Source organism: Marihabitans asiaticum, from assembly GCF_007828725.1.
Classification (GTDB): domain Bacteria; phylum Actinomycetota; class Actinomycetes; order Actinomycetales; family Dermatophilaceae; genus Marihabitans; species Marihabitans asiaticum.
This window is the reverse complement of sequence record NZ_VIUW01000003.1, coordinates 157,685-172,120: the sequence shown is the minus strand read 5'-3', so window position 1 is coordinate 172,120 and position 14,436 is coordinate 157,685. Positions and strand designations below refer to the sequence as shown.

15 protein-coding genes are annotated in these 14,436 nt (G+C 72.6%); 5 read left to right on the top strand and 10 right to left on the bottom strand.

The window, feature by feature from the left end:
- Positions 1 to 68 precede the first annotated feature (68 nt).
- The 6 genes from FB557_RS08985 to FB557_RS08960 all read right to left on the bottom strand — a co-directional run bounded on the left by FB557_RS08985 (position 69) and on the right by FB557_RS08960 (position 4,704).
- The gene (locus FB557_RS08985; protein ID WP_144857283.1) at positions 69 to 1,229 is read right to left on the bottom strand and encodes an FtsW/RodA/SpoVE family cell cycle protein; all 1,161 of its coding nucleotides are present in this window, start codon (positions 1,227 to 1,229) and stop codon (positions 69 to 71) included.
- A gap of 16 nt (positions 1,230 to 1,245) precedes the next feature.
- Entirely contained in the window at positions 1,246 to 2,205 is a 960-nt protein-coding gene (locus FB557_RS08980) for a bifunctional riboflavin kinase/FAD synthetase (protein ID WP_144857282.1), read from the bottom strand.
- A 31-nt stretch (positions 2,206 to 2,236) separates the two neighbouring features.
- A complete protein-coding gene (gene truB / locus FB557_RS08975; protein ID WP_144857281.1) occupies positions 2,237 to 3,196 on the bottom strand; it encodes a tRNA pseudouridine(55) synthase TruB in 960 nt (319 codons plus the stop codon).
- Positions 3,193 to 3,639, bottom strand: a complete 447-nt coding sequence (gene rbfA, locus FB557_RS08970; protein WP_144857280.1) for a 30S ribosome-binding factor RbfA — start codon at positions 3,637 to 3,639, stop codon at positions 3,193 to 3,195. The genes truB and rbfA overlap by 4 nt, the downstream gene beginning before the upstream one ends.
- Positions 3,640 to 3,730: 91 nt before the next feature.
- On the bottom strand, positions 3,731 to 4,270 hold the full coding sequence (locus tag FB557_RS08965) for a DUF4190 domain-containing protein (protein ID WP_144857279.1): 540 nt from the start codon (positions 4,268 to 4,270) through the stop codon (positions 3,731 to 3,733).
- 44 nt (positions 4,271 to 4,314) lie between these two features.
- Positions 4,315 to 4,704 carry a DUF4190 domain-containing protein gene (locus tag FB557_RS08960; RefSeq protein ID WP_144857278.1) on the bottom strand — a complete coding sequence of 130 codons (390 nt, stop codon included), beginning with the start codon at positions 4,702 to 4,704 and terminating at the stop codon, positions 4,315 to 4,317.
- 163 nt (positions 4,705 to 4,867) lie between these two features.
- Between FB557_RS08960 and FB557_RS08955 the strand changes: the two genes are divergently transcribed.
- From FB557_RS08955 to FB557_RS08945, 3 genes are all read left to right on the top strand, one after another.
- Entirely contained in the window at positions 4,868 to 5,422 is a 555-nt protein-coding gene (locus tag FB557_RS08955; RefSeq protein ID WP_144857277.1) for a hypothetical protein, read from the top strand.
- A 93-nt stretch (positions 5,423 to 5,515) separates the two neighbouring features.
- Positions 5,516 to 6,109: a copper chaperone PCu(A)C gene (locus FB557_RS08950; protein ID WP_144857276.1), complete on the top strand. Its 594-nt coding sequence runs from the start codon at positions 5,516 to 5,518 to the stop codon at positions 6,107 to 6,109.
- Positions 6,109 to 7,389: a Dyp-type peroxidase gene (locus FB557_RS08945; RefSeq protein ID WP_211356531.1), complete on the top strand. Its 1,281-nt coding sequence runs from the start codon at positions 6,109 to 6,111 to the stop codon at positions 7,387 to 7,389. The genes FB557_RS08950 and FB557_RS08945 overlap by 1 nt, the downstream gene beginning before the upstream one ends.
- A gap of 86 nt (positions 7,390 to 7,475) precedes the next feature.
- On the opposite strand, the gene infB is transcribed toward FB557_RS08945, so the two are convergent.
- The 4 genes from infB to FB557_RS08925 form a co-directional block, all read right to left on the bottom strand.
- Positions 7,476 to 10,376: a translation initiation factor IF-2 gene (gene infB / locus FB557_RS08940; RefSeq protein ID WP_144857275.1), complete on the bottom strand. Its 2,901-nt coding sequence runs from the start codon at positions 10,374 to 10,376 to the stop codon at positions 7,476 to 7,478.
- A 96-nt stretch (positions 10,377 to 10,472) separates the two neighbouring features.
- A complete protein-coding gene (locus FB557_RS08935; RefSeq protein WP_211356530.1) occupies positions 10,473 to 10,850 on the bottom strand; it encodes a YlxR family protein in 378 nt (125 codons plus the stop codon).
- Positions 10,843 to 12,066, bottom strand: a complete 1,224-nt coding sequence (nusA, locus tag FB557_RS08930) for a transcription termination factor NusA (RefSeq protein WP_144857274.1) — start codon at positions 12,064 to 12,066, stop codon at positions 10,843 to 10,845. Before nusA ends, FB557_RS08935 begins: the two co-directional genes overlap by 8 nt.
- A 1-nt stretch (position 12,067) precedes the next feature.
- Entirely contained in the window at positions 12,068 to 12,583 is a 516-nt protein-coding gene (locus tag FB557_RS08925) for a ribosome maturation factor RimP (RefSeq protein ID WP_144857273.1), read from the bottom strand.
- 91 nt (positions 12,584 to 12,674) lie between these two features.
- Here FB557_RS08925 and FB557_RS08920 point away from each other — a divergent pair, with 91 nt between their 5' ends.
- Positions 12,675 to 13,523 (top strand): hypothetical protein, encoded by an 849-nt coding sequence (locus tag FB557_RS08920; protein ID WP_144857272.1) that lies wholly within the window; start codon positions 12,675 to 12,677, stop codon positions 13,521 to 13,523.
- Positions 13,524 to 13,533: 10 nt separating this feature from the next.
- Positions 13,534 to 14,433 (top strand): aminoglycoside phosphotransferase family protein, encoded by a 900-nt coding sequence (locus tag FB557_RS08915; protein ID WP_144857271.1) that lies wholly within the window; start codon positions 13,534 to 13,536, stop codon positions 14,431 to 14,433.
- Positions 14,434 to 14,436 lie beyond the last annotated feature (3 nt).

Below are 14,436 nucleotides of genomic sequence, written 5' to 3'. Positions count from 1 at the left end.
CTCACGGTCGTCACCGGGCACCTTCGGCCGGTCTCTGGGCAGACTGTCGCACCTTGTCCTGCCCTGTGTCACCCACCTCGCGGATTCGTGTCCGACCGGTGATACGAGCCGACTCCGACGGCGAGGGCGATGCCCAGCCAGCAGGCGAACATCGACGAGCCGCCGTAGCTGAGGAAGGGCAGGGGCAGCCCGGTGACCGGCATCAGCCCGAGGTTCATCCCGACGTTCTCGACCACCTGCACCGAGAACCAGGTGGCCACGCCGACGCAGACCAGGCGGCCGAAGTGGTCCGAGCGGGCGGCGGCCAGACCCAGCCGGGCGATGAGCAGCCCGTAGAGCACGATGACCATCAGGGCACCGACGAATCCCAGCTCCTCCGCGGCGACCGAGAACACGAAGTCGGTCTCCTGGTACGGGATGCGACCGGACTGGGTGATCTCCCCCTGGCCGAGTCCCGCTCCGAGCAGCCCGCCGGAGGAGATCGCCGCCAGGACCTGCTGGGTCTGGTAGCCGATGCCCAGGGGGTCTGCGGCCGGGTCGAGGAAGACGGTCAGCCGGTCGCGCTGGTACTGGCTCAGCACCGGGGTGGTGAAGGCCGCCACGACCGCCGACACCGCGCCGAGCCCAACCCCGACGAGCCAGGGCCAGCGGGCGCCGGAGGCGGCGAGCACCCCGACACCGAGGGCGACGAGGACCAGGGCCGAGCCGAGGTCGGGCTGGGCGAGGACGAGGAGGACCGGAAGGCCGACCACCACCCCAGCGAGCAGCACCTCCCGGGCCCGGGGGGCCCGGCGGCGCTCCGCCGCCCCGACGAGCACCATCGGCAGGGCCACGCAGAGCGCCACCTTGGCCAGCTCCGCCGGCTGGACCGAGAAGCCGACCGGCAGCACGATCCACGACCGTGACCCGTTGACCGTCGAACCCAGCGGGCTGAGCACCGCCGCGAGCGCCGCCAGCGACAGCAGGTAGGCCGCCGGTGCCACCGCGCGCAGCGCGAGCCGGTCCAGCCGTAGCAGCAGGCCGGCCATGACCAGGGCGATCGCCAGGTTGACCAGGTGCTTGACCAGGTAGGTGGACCCGGAGCCGGGGGCGGTTGCCGACCGCACGAGGACGGCACCGAGCAGGCTGAGGGTCAGCGCCGTCACGAGGAGGATGAGGTCGCTGCGCAGCAGCCGGCGTGCCATCCCCCGGTCGCGTCGCGGCGGCGTCGCCTGCGCCACGAGCACCATCAGTGCGGACGTCGGGTCACGGCGAGGGGACGCCGAGGACCTCGCGGCAGGCGGCCACGTCGGCGCCCATCGCGTCGACGAGCTGCTCGACACTCTCGAACCGCAGGGTGGGACGGATCCGCGCCACGAGCTCGACAGCCACCTGCTCGCCGTAGAGGTCGAGGTCGGTGCGGTCCAGCACGTAGGACTCCATCACCCGCCGGTGACCGTCGAAGGTGGGGTTGGTACCGACCGACACCGCAGCCGGCAGCCGGCGGTCCGGGTCCTCGGCGGGCAGGTCACGCCGCTCGAGCCACCCGGCATAGACGCCGTCGGCGGGGATCAGCCCGAGGCTGTCGCGGCTCATGTTCGCCGTCGGGTAGCCCAGCTCCCGCCCTCGGTGCTCGCCGTGGACGACCTCACCGATGACGCGGTGCGGCCGGCCGAGGACGCCCGCAGCGCCCGCGACGTCGCCCTCGGCGAGCATCCGGCGCACGGCGCTGGAGGACCAGCGCTCGTCGTCACCGACGTCGTCGACGACGACGACGTCCATCCCGTGCTCTCGGCCGAGCTCGCGCAGCAGGTCGACGTCTCCGGTGTAGCCGGCGCCGAACCCCTTCGTGTCCGCGCCGACGACCAGGCAGGTCGCAGCCAGCCCGTCGACGAAGGTCTGCACCACGAAGTCCTCGGCGGAGGTCTGGGCGAACTCCGCGGTGAAGGGGATCACGAGCACTCCGTCGACACCGACCTCGGCGAGGAGCTCGTCGCGCAGCTCTCCGGGCGCGATGAGCTCGGGAGCGCGCTCGGGGTGCAGCACCTGCACCGGGTGCGGGTCGAAGGTCACCGCGACCGTGGGGACGCCCCGCTCGCGCGCCTCCTCGGTCAGGCGGTCGAGGATCGCCTGGTGACCGCGGTGGACGCCGTCGAAGTTCCCGAAGGTCGCCACGCACGGACGCATGTCCTTCGGCGTCCGCTCGGGTGAGTTCCAGCGCTGCACAGGAGGCACTCTACGAAGTCCGGGCCACGGATCAGGAACCCGCGGGGGCGAAGACGACGTGCGGTCTGGACCGCGAACCGCTCTCGTCGAGGATCGCGACGAGGACACCGCTCGGCGAGATGGCAGCCACCGGCTCGTCCCTCCCGGGAGATTGCGACGGGATGCGCTGCCCGAAGGAGAGGGACCTCGCCTCGTCCTCGGTCAGCTCGCGCACGCCCAGGGTCGCTCGTGCAGCCTCGGCGAGCGGGGTCAGCGGCATGGACGCGTCCGCGTCGTCCGCGGCCTCCGACAGCTCCAGCAGGTCGTGCGCCCGGTCGAGCCCGAAGGACCCGACGCGGGTGCGGCGCAGCGCCGTGAGGTGCCCGCCCACCCCGAGGGCCTCCCCCAGGTCGCGGGCGAGCGCGCGGACGTAGGTGCCGGAGGAGACGCTCACCCGGACGTCGAGGTCGACGATGCCGTCGCCGTTGGTGCGGCGCAGCAGGTCGAAGGCGGCCACGGTGATCGCTCTCGCGGCCAGCTCGACCTCCTCGCCCGAGCGGACCCGGGCGTAGGAGCGGCGCCCGTCGACCTTGATCGCGCTCACCGCGCTCGGCACCTGCTCGATGTCTCCGCTCAGCGCGGCGATGGCGGAGGTGATCGCCTCGTCGGTGAGCCCGGACGCATCGCGGCTGGCGCTCACCTCCCCCTCCGCGTCGTCGGTGACCGTGCTCTGCCCCAGCCGGATCGTCGCCTCGTACTCCTTGTCGCACCCGACGAGGAAGGTCAGCAGCCGGGTCCCCTTGCCGACCCCCACGAGGAGGACGCCGGTGGCCATCGGGTCCAGGGTCCCCGCGTGCCCGACCTTGCGCGTGCCGTAGAGCCGGCGGCACCGACCGACGACGTCGTGGCTGGTCCATCCCGCCGGCTTGTCGAGGACGACCAGCCCGTCACCGGCGAAGGGGCGGCGGCCCCCCTTCGCCGGGCGCTCGGGTCGTGCGGCCGCCTCGGTCACTCGGCGTCCGGACCGGCTGCCTCGTCCTTGGCGACCCGGTACGGGTCGGCCTCGCCGGCGTAGGTCGCCTGCGAGGACCGGGCCGCGAGCTGCTCGTCGCGCTCACGGGCGGCGCGCAGCACGTCGTCGAGGTGAGAGGCGTTCTCCGGCAGCGCGTCCGGGATGAGCTCGAGGGTCGGGGTCAGCCGGATGCCGAGCTGGCGCCCGACGAGAGAGCGCAGCTTGCCCCTGTTCTCCTCCAGGAGCCGGGTGCTCGTCGCGCGCTGGTCGTCGTCGCCGTAGACGGTGTAGAAGACCGAGGCGTGCTGCAGGTCGCCGGTGACCCGGACGTCGGTGATGGTGACGAAGCCGAGGTCGGGGTCCTTGACCACCTGCTCGAGGTTGGCTGCGATGACCTCCTTGATGCGGTCGGCGATCTTGCGGGCGCGGGCCGGGTCTGCCATGGGTTCCTCCAGGTCTGCTGTCTGCTGCCACGGTAGGCGATACGACAGGCGCCCCCGACCGCTGCGGTCGGGGGCGCCTGTGCGGGACGAATCAGGCGCCGACGTTGCTGTACATGTTGACGTCGATCACACCGGTCGCGACGAGGATCCAGTTGATGATGCCGGCGATGATGCCGACGACACCGAGGATCAGACCGATCTTGGGCAGCTGGTCCTTCTGTCCCTCCTCGGCGGCCTTCTTGCGGCCGAGGAACCCCAGGACCACCGCGACGATGCTGAAGATGAACCACCCGCAGCAGCACAGGCCGAGGACGCCGGAGACGATCGAGCCGATGCCGAAGAGCTGGGTCTGGTTCTGCCCGGACGGCTGCTGGCCGTAGCCCTGCTGCGGCGGGGGCGCCTGACCGTACTGGCCGGGCTGCTGTCCCGGGGGCGGGCCGTACTCGCCCGTGCCCTGCGACGAGGTCGGCGGGGCCTGGTCCGACCCGGTGCCGTAGGGCGAGGACTGCGGCGTGCCTTCGGAGGCCGGGCGCGGGGCGGGCTCACCGGAGCCGGAGCTCGGGTAGGAGGACGGGCCCGTCGGGTCGTAGGGGCTGCCGCCGCCGGGGGGAGGAGGAGGGGTGCTGCTCATGGCGATTTCCTTGTCTGCTCGGTGGTGCGAAGGGGGTTGGGTGGTCAGGCGTTGGCGCCGGCGACGACGGCGCCGATGATGATGATCGCCGCGAAGACGAGCCCGAGCACGATGAGCGCAGTGCCGATCATGCCGAGGATCCGTCCGATCTTGATGTTCTGCGCGTTGGCGTACCGGCCCGGGTTGGCCTCGACCTCCTTCATCGCGTTGTTGCCCATATACCAGGCGACCGGCGCGAGGATGCTGCAGACGACGAGTCCGAGGATCCCCAGCACGAGGATGGTCGTGCCCTGGGGGTGATCGATCGGTCCCTGTCCCCCGGCCATCGCGCTCGCGCCGCCGGGCGCGGACGGGTAGCTCCCATAGGGACCGGAGGTCGGGGCGCTGCTGTGCGGGTCGTAGCCGCCGTCGCTCGGCGGAGGTGGCGTGCTCATGTCTGACTTCCCCTGTCTTCTCTGTCGATCTCGGCTGTCGTGCGCGAGTGTAGGAGACGACCGCCATACCTGGCGGGAGGACCTGCCGATCGGCCCGATCACCGTCCCCTCCAGGATGGGGCCGCTGCGCTGCCACCGACGACGGGGCGATACCGTCTGGGGCATGAGGATCGGCACCGCCCCGGCGCTGCGCCTGCTGCGCAGCCTGGTGCTCGTGCTGACCTCCATCGGCGCGGGGCTGATCGCCCACGACCATGCGGGCGGTGCATCCCCGAGCGGAGCCACCCTCACCGGCGTCGCCGTGCTGCTGCTCATCCCGGTCCTGCGGCTCAGCCGCCAGGCCGTCTCACCGGCAGCAGCCATGGCCGTCCTCGTTCTCGGCCAGCTCGGCGTGCACCTCAGCGCGCTCACCGGGGGTCATCACCTCGACGCGGCCGGCGGCGCACACGCGCACTCGATGCCGGCGCCCCTCGCGGTCTCGCCGCACGACCTCGGCCTCAGCCCGCAGATGCTGCTCGGTCACGTCGCCGTCGCCGCCGCACTCGCGGCCCTGTGGTCGCGGGGCGAGCAGATCCTCTTCGCGCTCCTCGAGCGGCTCGGCCCGCCCGAGATCCCGGTCTGGACGGTCGCGAGCACGCCGCCGGCGACCTGGCACGTCCAGGTGGCGGCGACGCTCGAGCCGGCGCGGCTGGCGCAGGCCCGCGCCCCTCCCGCCTGAGTGAGCTGACCCCCTTCGCGCCGCCGGCATCCGCCGGCGGCGCCATGACCGCGTCTGCCCAGACGCACCCCACTCACTCACAGGAAGAACGACATGCGAGCTACCCGAATCACCCTGGCCACCCTCGGCGCCGTGAGCGCAGCCGCCCTCCTCGCCGGCTGCGGCGGGGAGGACGCCAGCACCACCGCCTCCGCCACCGACCCGACCACCTCCAGCAGCTCAGCCGAGCAGGCCACCTCTCCCCTGACCATCAGCGACGGCTGGGTCAAGGCCACCGACGAGGGCATGACCGGCGCCTTCGGCACGCTGCGGAACTCCGGCGAGCAGGACATCGTCATCACCGGCGGCAGCAGCGACATCGCCGGCATGGTCGAGGCCCACGTCATGACCACCGACGACAGTGGTCAGATGGTCATGACGGAGGCGAAGGACGGCCACACCGTCCCCGCCGGTGGTGAGCTGGTCCTCGAGCCCGGCGGCCCGCACCTCATGCTCATGCAGCTCGAGGAGCCCGTCGTGGCCGGGACGGACTACGTCATCACCGTGACGACGAAGGGCGGGGAGTCGGTCGACCTCACCGTCGCCGGGCGCGAGTTCAGCGGCGCCGAGGAGGACTACGACGGCGGGGAGGACGATCACTCCGACGACGAGCACGAGCACGAGCACTCCGAAGAGAGCTCCAGCTGATGACCGCCCCGATGCGCACGAGCCACTCGTGGCCGGCCGAGCCCGGTCCCGGGCGACGGGCCCTCCTGGGGTCGGGCGTCGGGGCAACCCTGGCCGGTGGGGCCGCGGTGGCGAACGCCGCGGCCCCCCGGGCGGCCTCCTCCGATGACGGGGAATCGCCGGCCGGCGCCGGCCGCGGGGACGACGGCGCCGAGGTGATGCCCTTCTTCGGCCCCCGCCAGGCCGGCGTCGCCACGCCGCCCCCGGCCCACACGAGGTGGGTCGCTCTGGACCTCGCGAAGGGGGCGAGCCTGGACGACCTGCGCCGGATCCTGCGGATCTGGACCGAGGACATGGGCCGACTCACCCAGGGACGGCCCATGCTCGCCGACCACGCGCCCGAGCTCTCCCAGGATCCCCGCTTCCTCACGGTCTCGGTTGCTCTCGGTCGGAGTGCCTTCGAGCGCGTCGGTCGCGACGACCTCGCCCCGGCGTGGCTGGGCGACCTGCCCCCCTTCGCCACCGACGCCCTGCAGGACCGGTGGAGCGGCGGCGACATCGTGCTGCAGATCGGCTCGCAGTCACCGACCACCTGCGCGCACGCCCACCGCAGTCTCGTCACCGGCGCCGGCGCGGCCGTCCGGCCACGCTGGGTGCAGGCGGGCTACCGCCGACCGAGCGAGCGCCCACGGTGGACCGCCGAGCGCAACGCGATGGGCCAGGTCGACGGCACGGTCCAACCCGTCCTCGACGGCCCCGACGACCACCTGATCTGGCGGGGCGCCGAGGATGGCATCTGGTCCGGCGCGAGCACCCTCGTCCTGCGCCGGATCGCGATGAACCTCGACACCTGGGAGAGCCTGGACCCCGCGGCGAAGGAGAACGCCATCGGTCGCCGGCTGAGCGACGGGGCACCGCTGACCGGCGGCGGGGAGCACACCCCTCCCGACCTCACCGCGACGACCGGGAGCGGCCTGCCGGTCATCGACCCGGGCTCGCACATGCGGCGGGCGATGCCACGCGCGGCGCACGAGCGCTTCCTGCGCCGCCCCTACTCCTACGAGGAGACCCACGACCTGAGCGGCGGGCCGCTTGAGGCCAAGGACACCCACCGGTCACCGCACGGGCTGCTCTTCGCGGCCTACTGCGCGGACGCGGAGCGCCAGTTCGTCCCGGTGCAGCGCCGGCTGGCCGAGCAGGACCTGCTCAACATCTGGACCCGGGCGGTCGGGTCCTGCGTCGCCGCGGTCCTGCCGGGCGTCGAGCCGGGCGAGCACCTCGGCGAGAGCGTGCTGGCCTGACCTGGTCTGACCCGGGCACACGGCGAAGGGGGTGAGCCGGCCACGATCGGCCGACTCACCCCCTTCGTCATGGGGCTCTCACGAGGTCACTCGCGAGGCTTCTCCCGCATCTCGTAGGTGGCGATGATGTCACCCTCCTGCAGGTCGTTGAAGCTGCCGAGGTTGATACCGCACTCGAAGCCCTCACGAACCTCGGTGACGTCGTCCTTGAAGCGGCGCAGGCCGGCGACCTCGATGCCCTCGGTGATGACGACACCGTCCCGGGTGATCCGGGCCTTGGCGCCACGCCTGATCTCGCCGCTGCGCACGATCGAGCCGGCGATGTTGCCGAACTTGCTGCTGCGGAAGATCTCGCGGATCTCCGCGGTGCCGAGCTCGACCTCCTCGTACTCCGGCTTGAGCATGCCCTTCAGCGCGCTCTCGATGTCCTCGATCGCCTGGTAGATGACCGAGTAGTAGCGGATCTCGACGCCCTCACGGTCGGCGACGTCGGCGTTCTGCCCCTCGGCTCGCACGTTGTAGCCGAGGATGATCGCGTCGGACGCGGCCGCGAGGTTGACGTTGTTCAGCGTGATCGCGCCGACACCGCGGTCGATGATCCGCAGGTCGACCTCGTCGCCGACGTCGATCTGCAGCAGCGCGTCCTCGAGCGCCTCGACCGAACCCGAGACGTCACCCTTGAGGATGAGGTTGAGGGTGTCGATCTTGCCGGCCGCGATGACCTTGTCGAGGTCCTCGAGGCTGATCCGCTTGCGGGCCTTGGCCAGGGAGGCCTGACGGTCGGCCGCCTCGCGCTTCTCGGCGATCTGCCGAGCGGTGCGGTCGTCCGGCGCGACGACGAAGGTGTCGCCGGCGCGCGGCACGCTGGACAGGCCCAGCACCTGGACGGGGCGGCCAGGGCTGGCCTCGTCGAGGTTGGTGCCGTGCTCGTCGAGCAGCGCGCGCACGCGGCCGTGAGCGCTGCCGGTGACGATCGCGTCGCCGACCCGCAGGGTGCCCGCCTGTACCAGCACGGTCGCGGTAGCACCGCGGCCCTTGTCCAGGTTGGCCTCGATCGCGACACCGCGGGCGTCCCGGTCGGGGTTGGCCCGCATGTCCAGCGCCGCGTCCGCGGTGAGCAGCACGGCCTCGAGCAGGTCGTCGATGTTCTGACCCTGCCGGGCGGAGACGTCGACGAACATCGTGTCGCCGCCGTACTCCTCGGCGATGAGGTTGTACTCGGTGAGCTGGCCGCGGATCTTCGCCGGGTCGGCGCCGTCGACGTCGATCTTGTTGACCGCGACGACGATCGGAACGTCCGCCGCCTGGGCGTGGTTGAGCGCCTCGATCGTCTGCGGCATGACGCCGTCGTCGGCGGCGACCACGAGGATCGCGATGTCGGTGACCTTGGCACCACGGGCACGCATGGCGGTGAACGCCTCGTGACCCGGGGTGTCGATGAAGGTCAGCGCCCGGTCGACACCCTCGTGCTCCTTGTGGATCTGGTACGCACCGATGTGCTGGGTGATCCCGCCGGCCTCGGCGGCCTGCACGTCGGCGTCCCGGATCGCGTCGAGGAGCCGGGTCTTGCCGTGGTCGACGTGACCCATGACGGTGATGACCGGCGGGCGTGCCTGCAGGTCCTCCTCGTCCTCGGCATCGACCCCGGTCTCGAGGTTGATGTCGAAGGAGTCGTAGAGAGCGCGCTCCTCCTCCTCGGGGCTGACGATCTGGATGTCGTAGCCGAGCTCGGCGCCGAGGAGCTGGAAGGTCTCCTCGTCCAGGCTCTGGGTCGCGGTCGCCATCTCCCCGAGGTTGAAGAGAACGGTGACCAGCGAGGCCGGGTTGGCGTCGATCTTGTCCGCGAAGTCGGTCAGGGACGCACCCTGGCGCACCCGCACGACCGTCGAGCCGTCGCCGCGGGGGACGATGACACCGCCGACCGACGGCGCCTGCATCTCCTCGAACTCGCGACGCTTCGCGCGCTTGGACTTGCGCTGCTTCTTCTTGCCGCCACCCCGGCCGAAGGCACCCTGGGTGCCGCCACGACCGCCGGGGCCGCCGCGGTAACCACCGGGACCGCCACCGGGTCCGCGGCCGCCGCCGGGTCCACGACCTGCGGGGCCACGGCCACCGGGACCGCCACGGGGGCGCTCACCGGGTCGGGCGACCGAGGAGCTGGCCGGCATCATCCCGGGCGTCGGGGCGCCGGGCCGAGGGGCACGAGCGGCCGGGCGCGGGCCACCGGCACCGGCGGCGCCGCCCGGACGGGGCGGACGCTGACCCGGACGGGGCATGCCCTGGCTCGAGGCGAAGGGGTTGTTGCCGGGGCGCGGACCACCGGACCCGGCCTGTCCATCGCGGCCTTCGCGGCCCTCGCGGCGGGTCCCCATGCCCTGGCTGGAGGCGAAGGGGTTGTTGCCCGGTCGGGGCCCAGACGGGCGGGCGCCAGGCCTCGGCGCGTCCGGCGTCGCCGGGGCGGGGCCGGGGGTGGGCCCGGGAGTCGGACCGGGCGTGGGGGTCGCGGGGCGTGCCTGCGGCTCGGCCGGGGCCTGGTCGGATGCCTCGGCGGCGGGGGCCTGCACGGACTCCCCGGACTCCGCGGACTCCGCGCGCTCGCCGGACTGCGAATCGGCCGGACCGGCCGGGCCGGGGGTCGGCGCGGGAGCAGCGCTCGGAGCCGACGGCGTCGGCCCAGGGGTCGGCGCGGCGGGGCCAGGCTTGGGAGCCGGCGCGGCCTGTCCCGACTCGTCTGCGGAGCCCGGGGTCTGCTCGTCGGAGGATGCCTTCGCCGGGCTCGCGGTCTTCTTCGCCGCCGACTTCTTGGCGGGCTTCTTGGCGCTGGTCTCCGGGGCGGGGGGGTTCTCCTGGACCCGCCGCACGACCGGCGCCTCGATGGTCGAGCTCGCCGACTTGACGAACTCCCCCATCTCCTTCAGGTGCGCGAGCAGCGTCTTGCTCGACACGTCGAGCTCTTTTGCGAGCTCGTGGACACGGACCTTAGCCACGTTTCTCCTTCTCTGGCCCGCGATTCGAGAAGGCGCGGACCGTCGTCAGTACAGGGGGATGCTCATCGCTGAGTACTCATCGGGTGCTCATCAGCGTCAAACCCGCTCTCGGTTCATCGGGACGGACAACGTCTGCGACATCTCCTCGACCCAGGACCGGACGTCGTCGAGACCGGCGCGCGCGGCGGTACGCAGCGCGCGGGGCAGGGCCCGTCGACGGACGGCGAGGTCGAGGCAACGGGTGCTGGGGTGCAGCCATGCTCCACGCCCGGGCAACCGCCGTCGAGGATCGGGGCGAAGGACGACAGCGCCGTCCTCTCTCGTCTCCGCGACAACTCGCAGCAGCGTCGACCGGCTATCCGTCTGCCGACACCCGACGCAGGTCCGCTGAGGATCTGCACCAGGGGTCCGCGGCCGGAGTCCAGTCCGGTCGACCCCCGACAGTCTAGCGTCTTCGGCGGTGCGGTCAGGCACTGCCTGCCTCGGGGCTGGACACGCTCTCGCTCGCAGGGTCGGCTACGGCACCGGCCCGGGGGTCGGTGTCGGGACGGATGTCGATCCGCCACCCGGTGAGCTTGGCCGCCAGGCGGGCGTTCTGACCCTCCTTGCCGATCGCCAGGCTCAGCTGGTAGTCGGGGACGATCGCCCGAGCGGCGCGCAGCGTGGGATCGACGACCTCGACCGTCTGAACCTTGGCCGGGGAGAGCGCCGCCGCGATGAACTGGTCGGGCTCGTCGGAGTGGTCGATGATGTCGATCTTCTCGCCCTGGAGGTGGTCCATCACGGCCCGCACCCGCTGGCCCATCGGGCCGATGCACGCGCCCTTGGGGTTGAGCCCGGCGACCTTGGAGCGCACCGCGATCTTCGTCCGGTGCCCCGCCTCACGGGCGAGGGAGGTGATCTCGACCGATCCGTCAGCGATCTCGGGCACCTCGAGCGCGAAGAGCTTGCGCACGAGGTTCGGGTGGGTACGCGAGAGGGTGATCTCGGGACCGCGCAGCCCGCGGCGGGCGCTGACGACGTAGACCCGAATCCGCTCGCCGTGCCGGTAGCTCTCCCCCGGCACCTGCTCGGAGACGGGCAGGATGCCCTCCACGGTCCCGAAGTCCACGGTGACGTGGCGCGGGTTGGGGCTCTGCTGGATCACCCCGGCGACGATCTCGCCCTCTCGGCCACGGAAGTCGCCGAGCACGGACTCGTCCTCGAGGTCACGCATCCGCTGAACGATGACCTGGCGTGCGGTCGCCGCCGCGACGCGGCCGAAGTTCGTCGGGGTGTGGTCGAACTCGGGACCGAGCTCCTTGCGCATCGGACGGGGGCGCTCGCGCGCGCCTTCACCGCCGCTGCTGTCCTCGTCGCCGCCGCTGACCTCGTCGCCGCCGCTGCCGCCGCTGCCGTCGCTCTCGGCGGCGTCGTCGCGCGTCTCGTCGACGGCGGCTCCGGCTGCGGTTCCGCTTGTAGCTGCGGCCGCCGCCGCCTCTGCCTCCAGGTCGGGGACGAGGTGCTCCTCGCGCGCCCAGACGACGACGTGCCCCTCCTTGCGGTCCAGCTCGACGCGGGCGTTCTTGTACGAGCCCTCGGTGCGGTGGTACGCGCCGAGGAGGGCGGCCTCGATGGCGTCGACGAGGACGGCGAAGGGGATCTCCCGCTCCCGCTCGACCGCCTTGAGCGCCTGGATGTCGATGTCCATGTCAGCGTCCTTCCTCGTCCGTGCGGTTGAACTCCACCTGGACCGTGCCGCGACGGACCTCGGCGAAGGGGATCTCGACCACGGTGGCGGGCTTCTTGCGCTCTGCACGGGTCTCGAGCTCGACCCGGTCGGCCGTGACGCGCACGACCCGCCCGGTGACCGGCGCGTCGCCGTCCAGGCGCTCGACCTCGACCATCCGGGAGACGTTGCGCCGGAAGTGCTCCGGTGTCGTGAGCGGGCGACCGATCCCCGGGGTGGTGACCTCGAGGGTGTAGGGCTGCTGTCCGAGCAGGTCGGTGCCGTCGAGCACCTCGCTGACGGCTCGGGTCGCCTCGGACACCTCGTCCAGGGACAGCGGCGGGACCGGGTCGGAGCCCTCGGCCCCGGGGAGGGGCCGGTCGACGGTGACCCGCACCACGCGGCGGCGTCCGGCCGGGGTCACCGTGACCTCCTCGACGGTGACCGAGCCGCCGAGGGCGTCGGCGACGTGCGTCTCGAGGTCGTGCTCCAGGCTCATCGAGGCGCCCTTCCTGTGTGCAGCTGTCAGGTGTCACTCACCGCTCGTCCGGTGGACACGCCACTCTAGCCGCAGACGCCGAGGTGGGACCATGGGCGGCGTGCACCCACCAGCCCCGACCCGTCGCGCGGCCCTCCTGACGGTCGGCGCCGCGCTTCTCACCGCAACCGGCTGCGGCGTGCGCCTCGAGGAGGACGCGCCGAACCTCCCCTTCGTCCCGACCCGACAGCCGGTCGACGGAGAGGCCGCCCTCCTCACCGTGCTCGCCGCGACCACCCACCAGCAGGACGCGGGAGCGGGTGAGCGAGCCGACCTGCTGGCGGAAGCGCTGGCCGAGCTGCGAGTGCCGGAGGCCTCGATCACGGCCGCTCGCAGGCGTCCCACCCCCACGGTCGGCGAGGACATCGCCGCCCACGAGGCGGCGCTGCGCACCTGCCCCTCACCCCTGCTCCCCCAGGTCGGCCGGCTGTGCGTCTCGCGGCTGCGCCACGGCCAGCGCGAGCTGTGGACCGCGGACGACGACGAACGGACCTGGGTCGCCGCTCCGGCCGCCGCCCAGGCGGCCTCTGCGACGCGCGCGGCCATCTGGGGCCTGACCGTGGCGGGGGCGAAGGGGGACGAGCGGCTGCGTGGGGAGGTCGAGCAGGACGTCGAGCTGCTCGACCGGCTGCGGACCCGCCAGGTGAGCGCGGGTGAGGACGGCGGCGAGGACGCCCCCCTCGGCTACCAGCTCGACGAGCAGGTCGGCACCGCCGGCGAGGCACGCGCGCTCTCCGGTGCGCTCCTCGCCCGACTGGCCCGCTCGTACCTGGGCCTCTTCGCGGAGCTCGCCGACGACCGCAGCGCCGCGCACGAGGTCGTGAGCTGGACGGTCGACGTCCTCGACCGTGGGGCGGACCGTGACCTGTCCGTACCCGAGCTCCACCTCGACCTGGGATGACGTGGTGGCGATGGGTGACCTCGTCCCGACCGACTTCGACCGTCAAATCCGCGCCCTGCCCGCCGAGGGTGGGCCGAGCGGCGCCGAGTGGGCCGACCGGCTGCCGCGCCTGCTGCGCGAGCTGCTCGGCGAGTGGGGTCTCGTCCCGAGCGGCCCGACCCGTCACGGCCGATACGCCGTCGTCGTCCCGGTCACCGGTGAGGACCTGCCGGCCCGCGGCGCGGCGCTCAAGATCGGCTGGCCGCACCACGAGTCGGCCACCGAGCACCTAGCCCTGAGGCACTGGGGTGGCGCCGGCGCGGTCACCCTCCTGCGGGCCGACCCGGCCCGAGGGGCGTTGCTCCTGGAGCGGCTCACCGACGAGGACCTCACGCAGGCCTGGGACGAGCAGGCGTGCGAGATCGTCGGCGGACTCTTCGGACAGCTGCACGTCACCCCCTTCGCCCAGGCCCCCCGACTCTCCTCCTGGGCGCGCCGACAGGCAGAGGTGATCGGCGACGCCGCTCTGCCACCCCGGATGGCGAGCCGGGCCGGCTCGCTCGTCCGCGACCTCATCAGCGATCCTTCGTGCGACGCGACGCTGCTGCACGGCGACCTGCACTACGAGAACGTCCTCTCCGACGGCACCGACTGGGTGGCGATCGACCCCAAGCCGATGGCCGGCCATCCCGCCTTCGAGATCGCGCCGATGCTGTGGAACCGGGCCGAGGAGATGGGCACCGGGTCCTCCTTCCGCTACCTCGTGCGGCGGCGGGCCGAGATCCTCTGCGAGGTCGGCGAGATCTCGTGGGAGGCGATGCGGGGCTGGACCGTCGTGCGCGAGGTGGTGAACGCGATGTGGGCGACTCGCGACGACGACGCCGCCCGCGTGAGCCTTGCCGTGACGATCATCAAGGCCCTCGACGACTGAGTG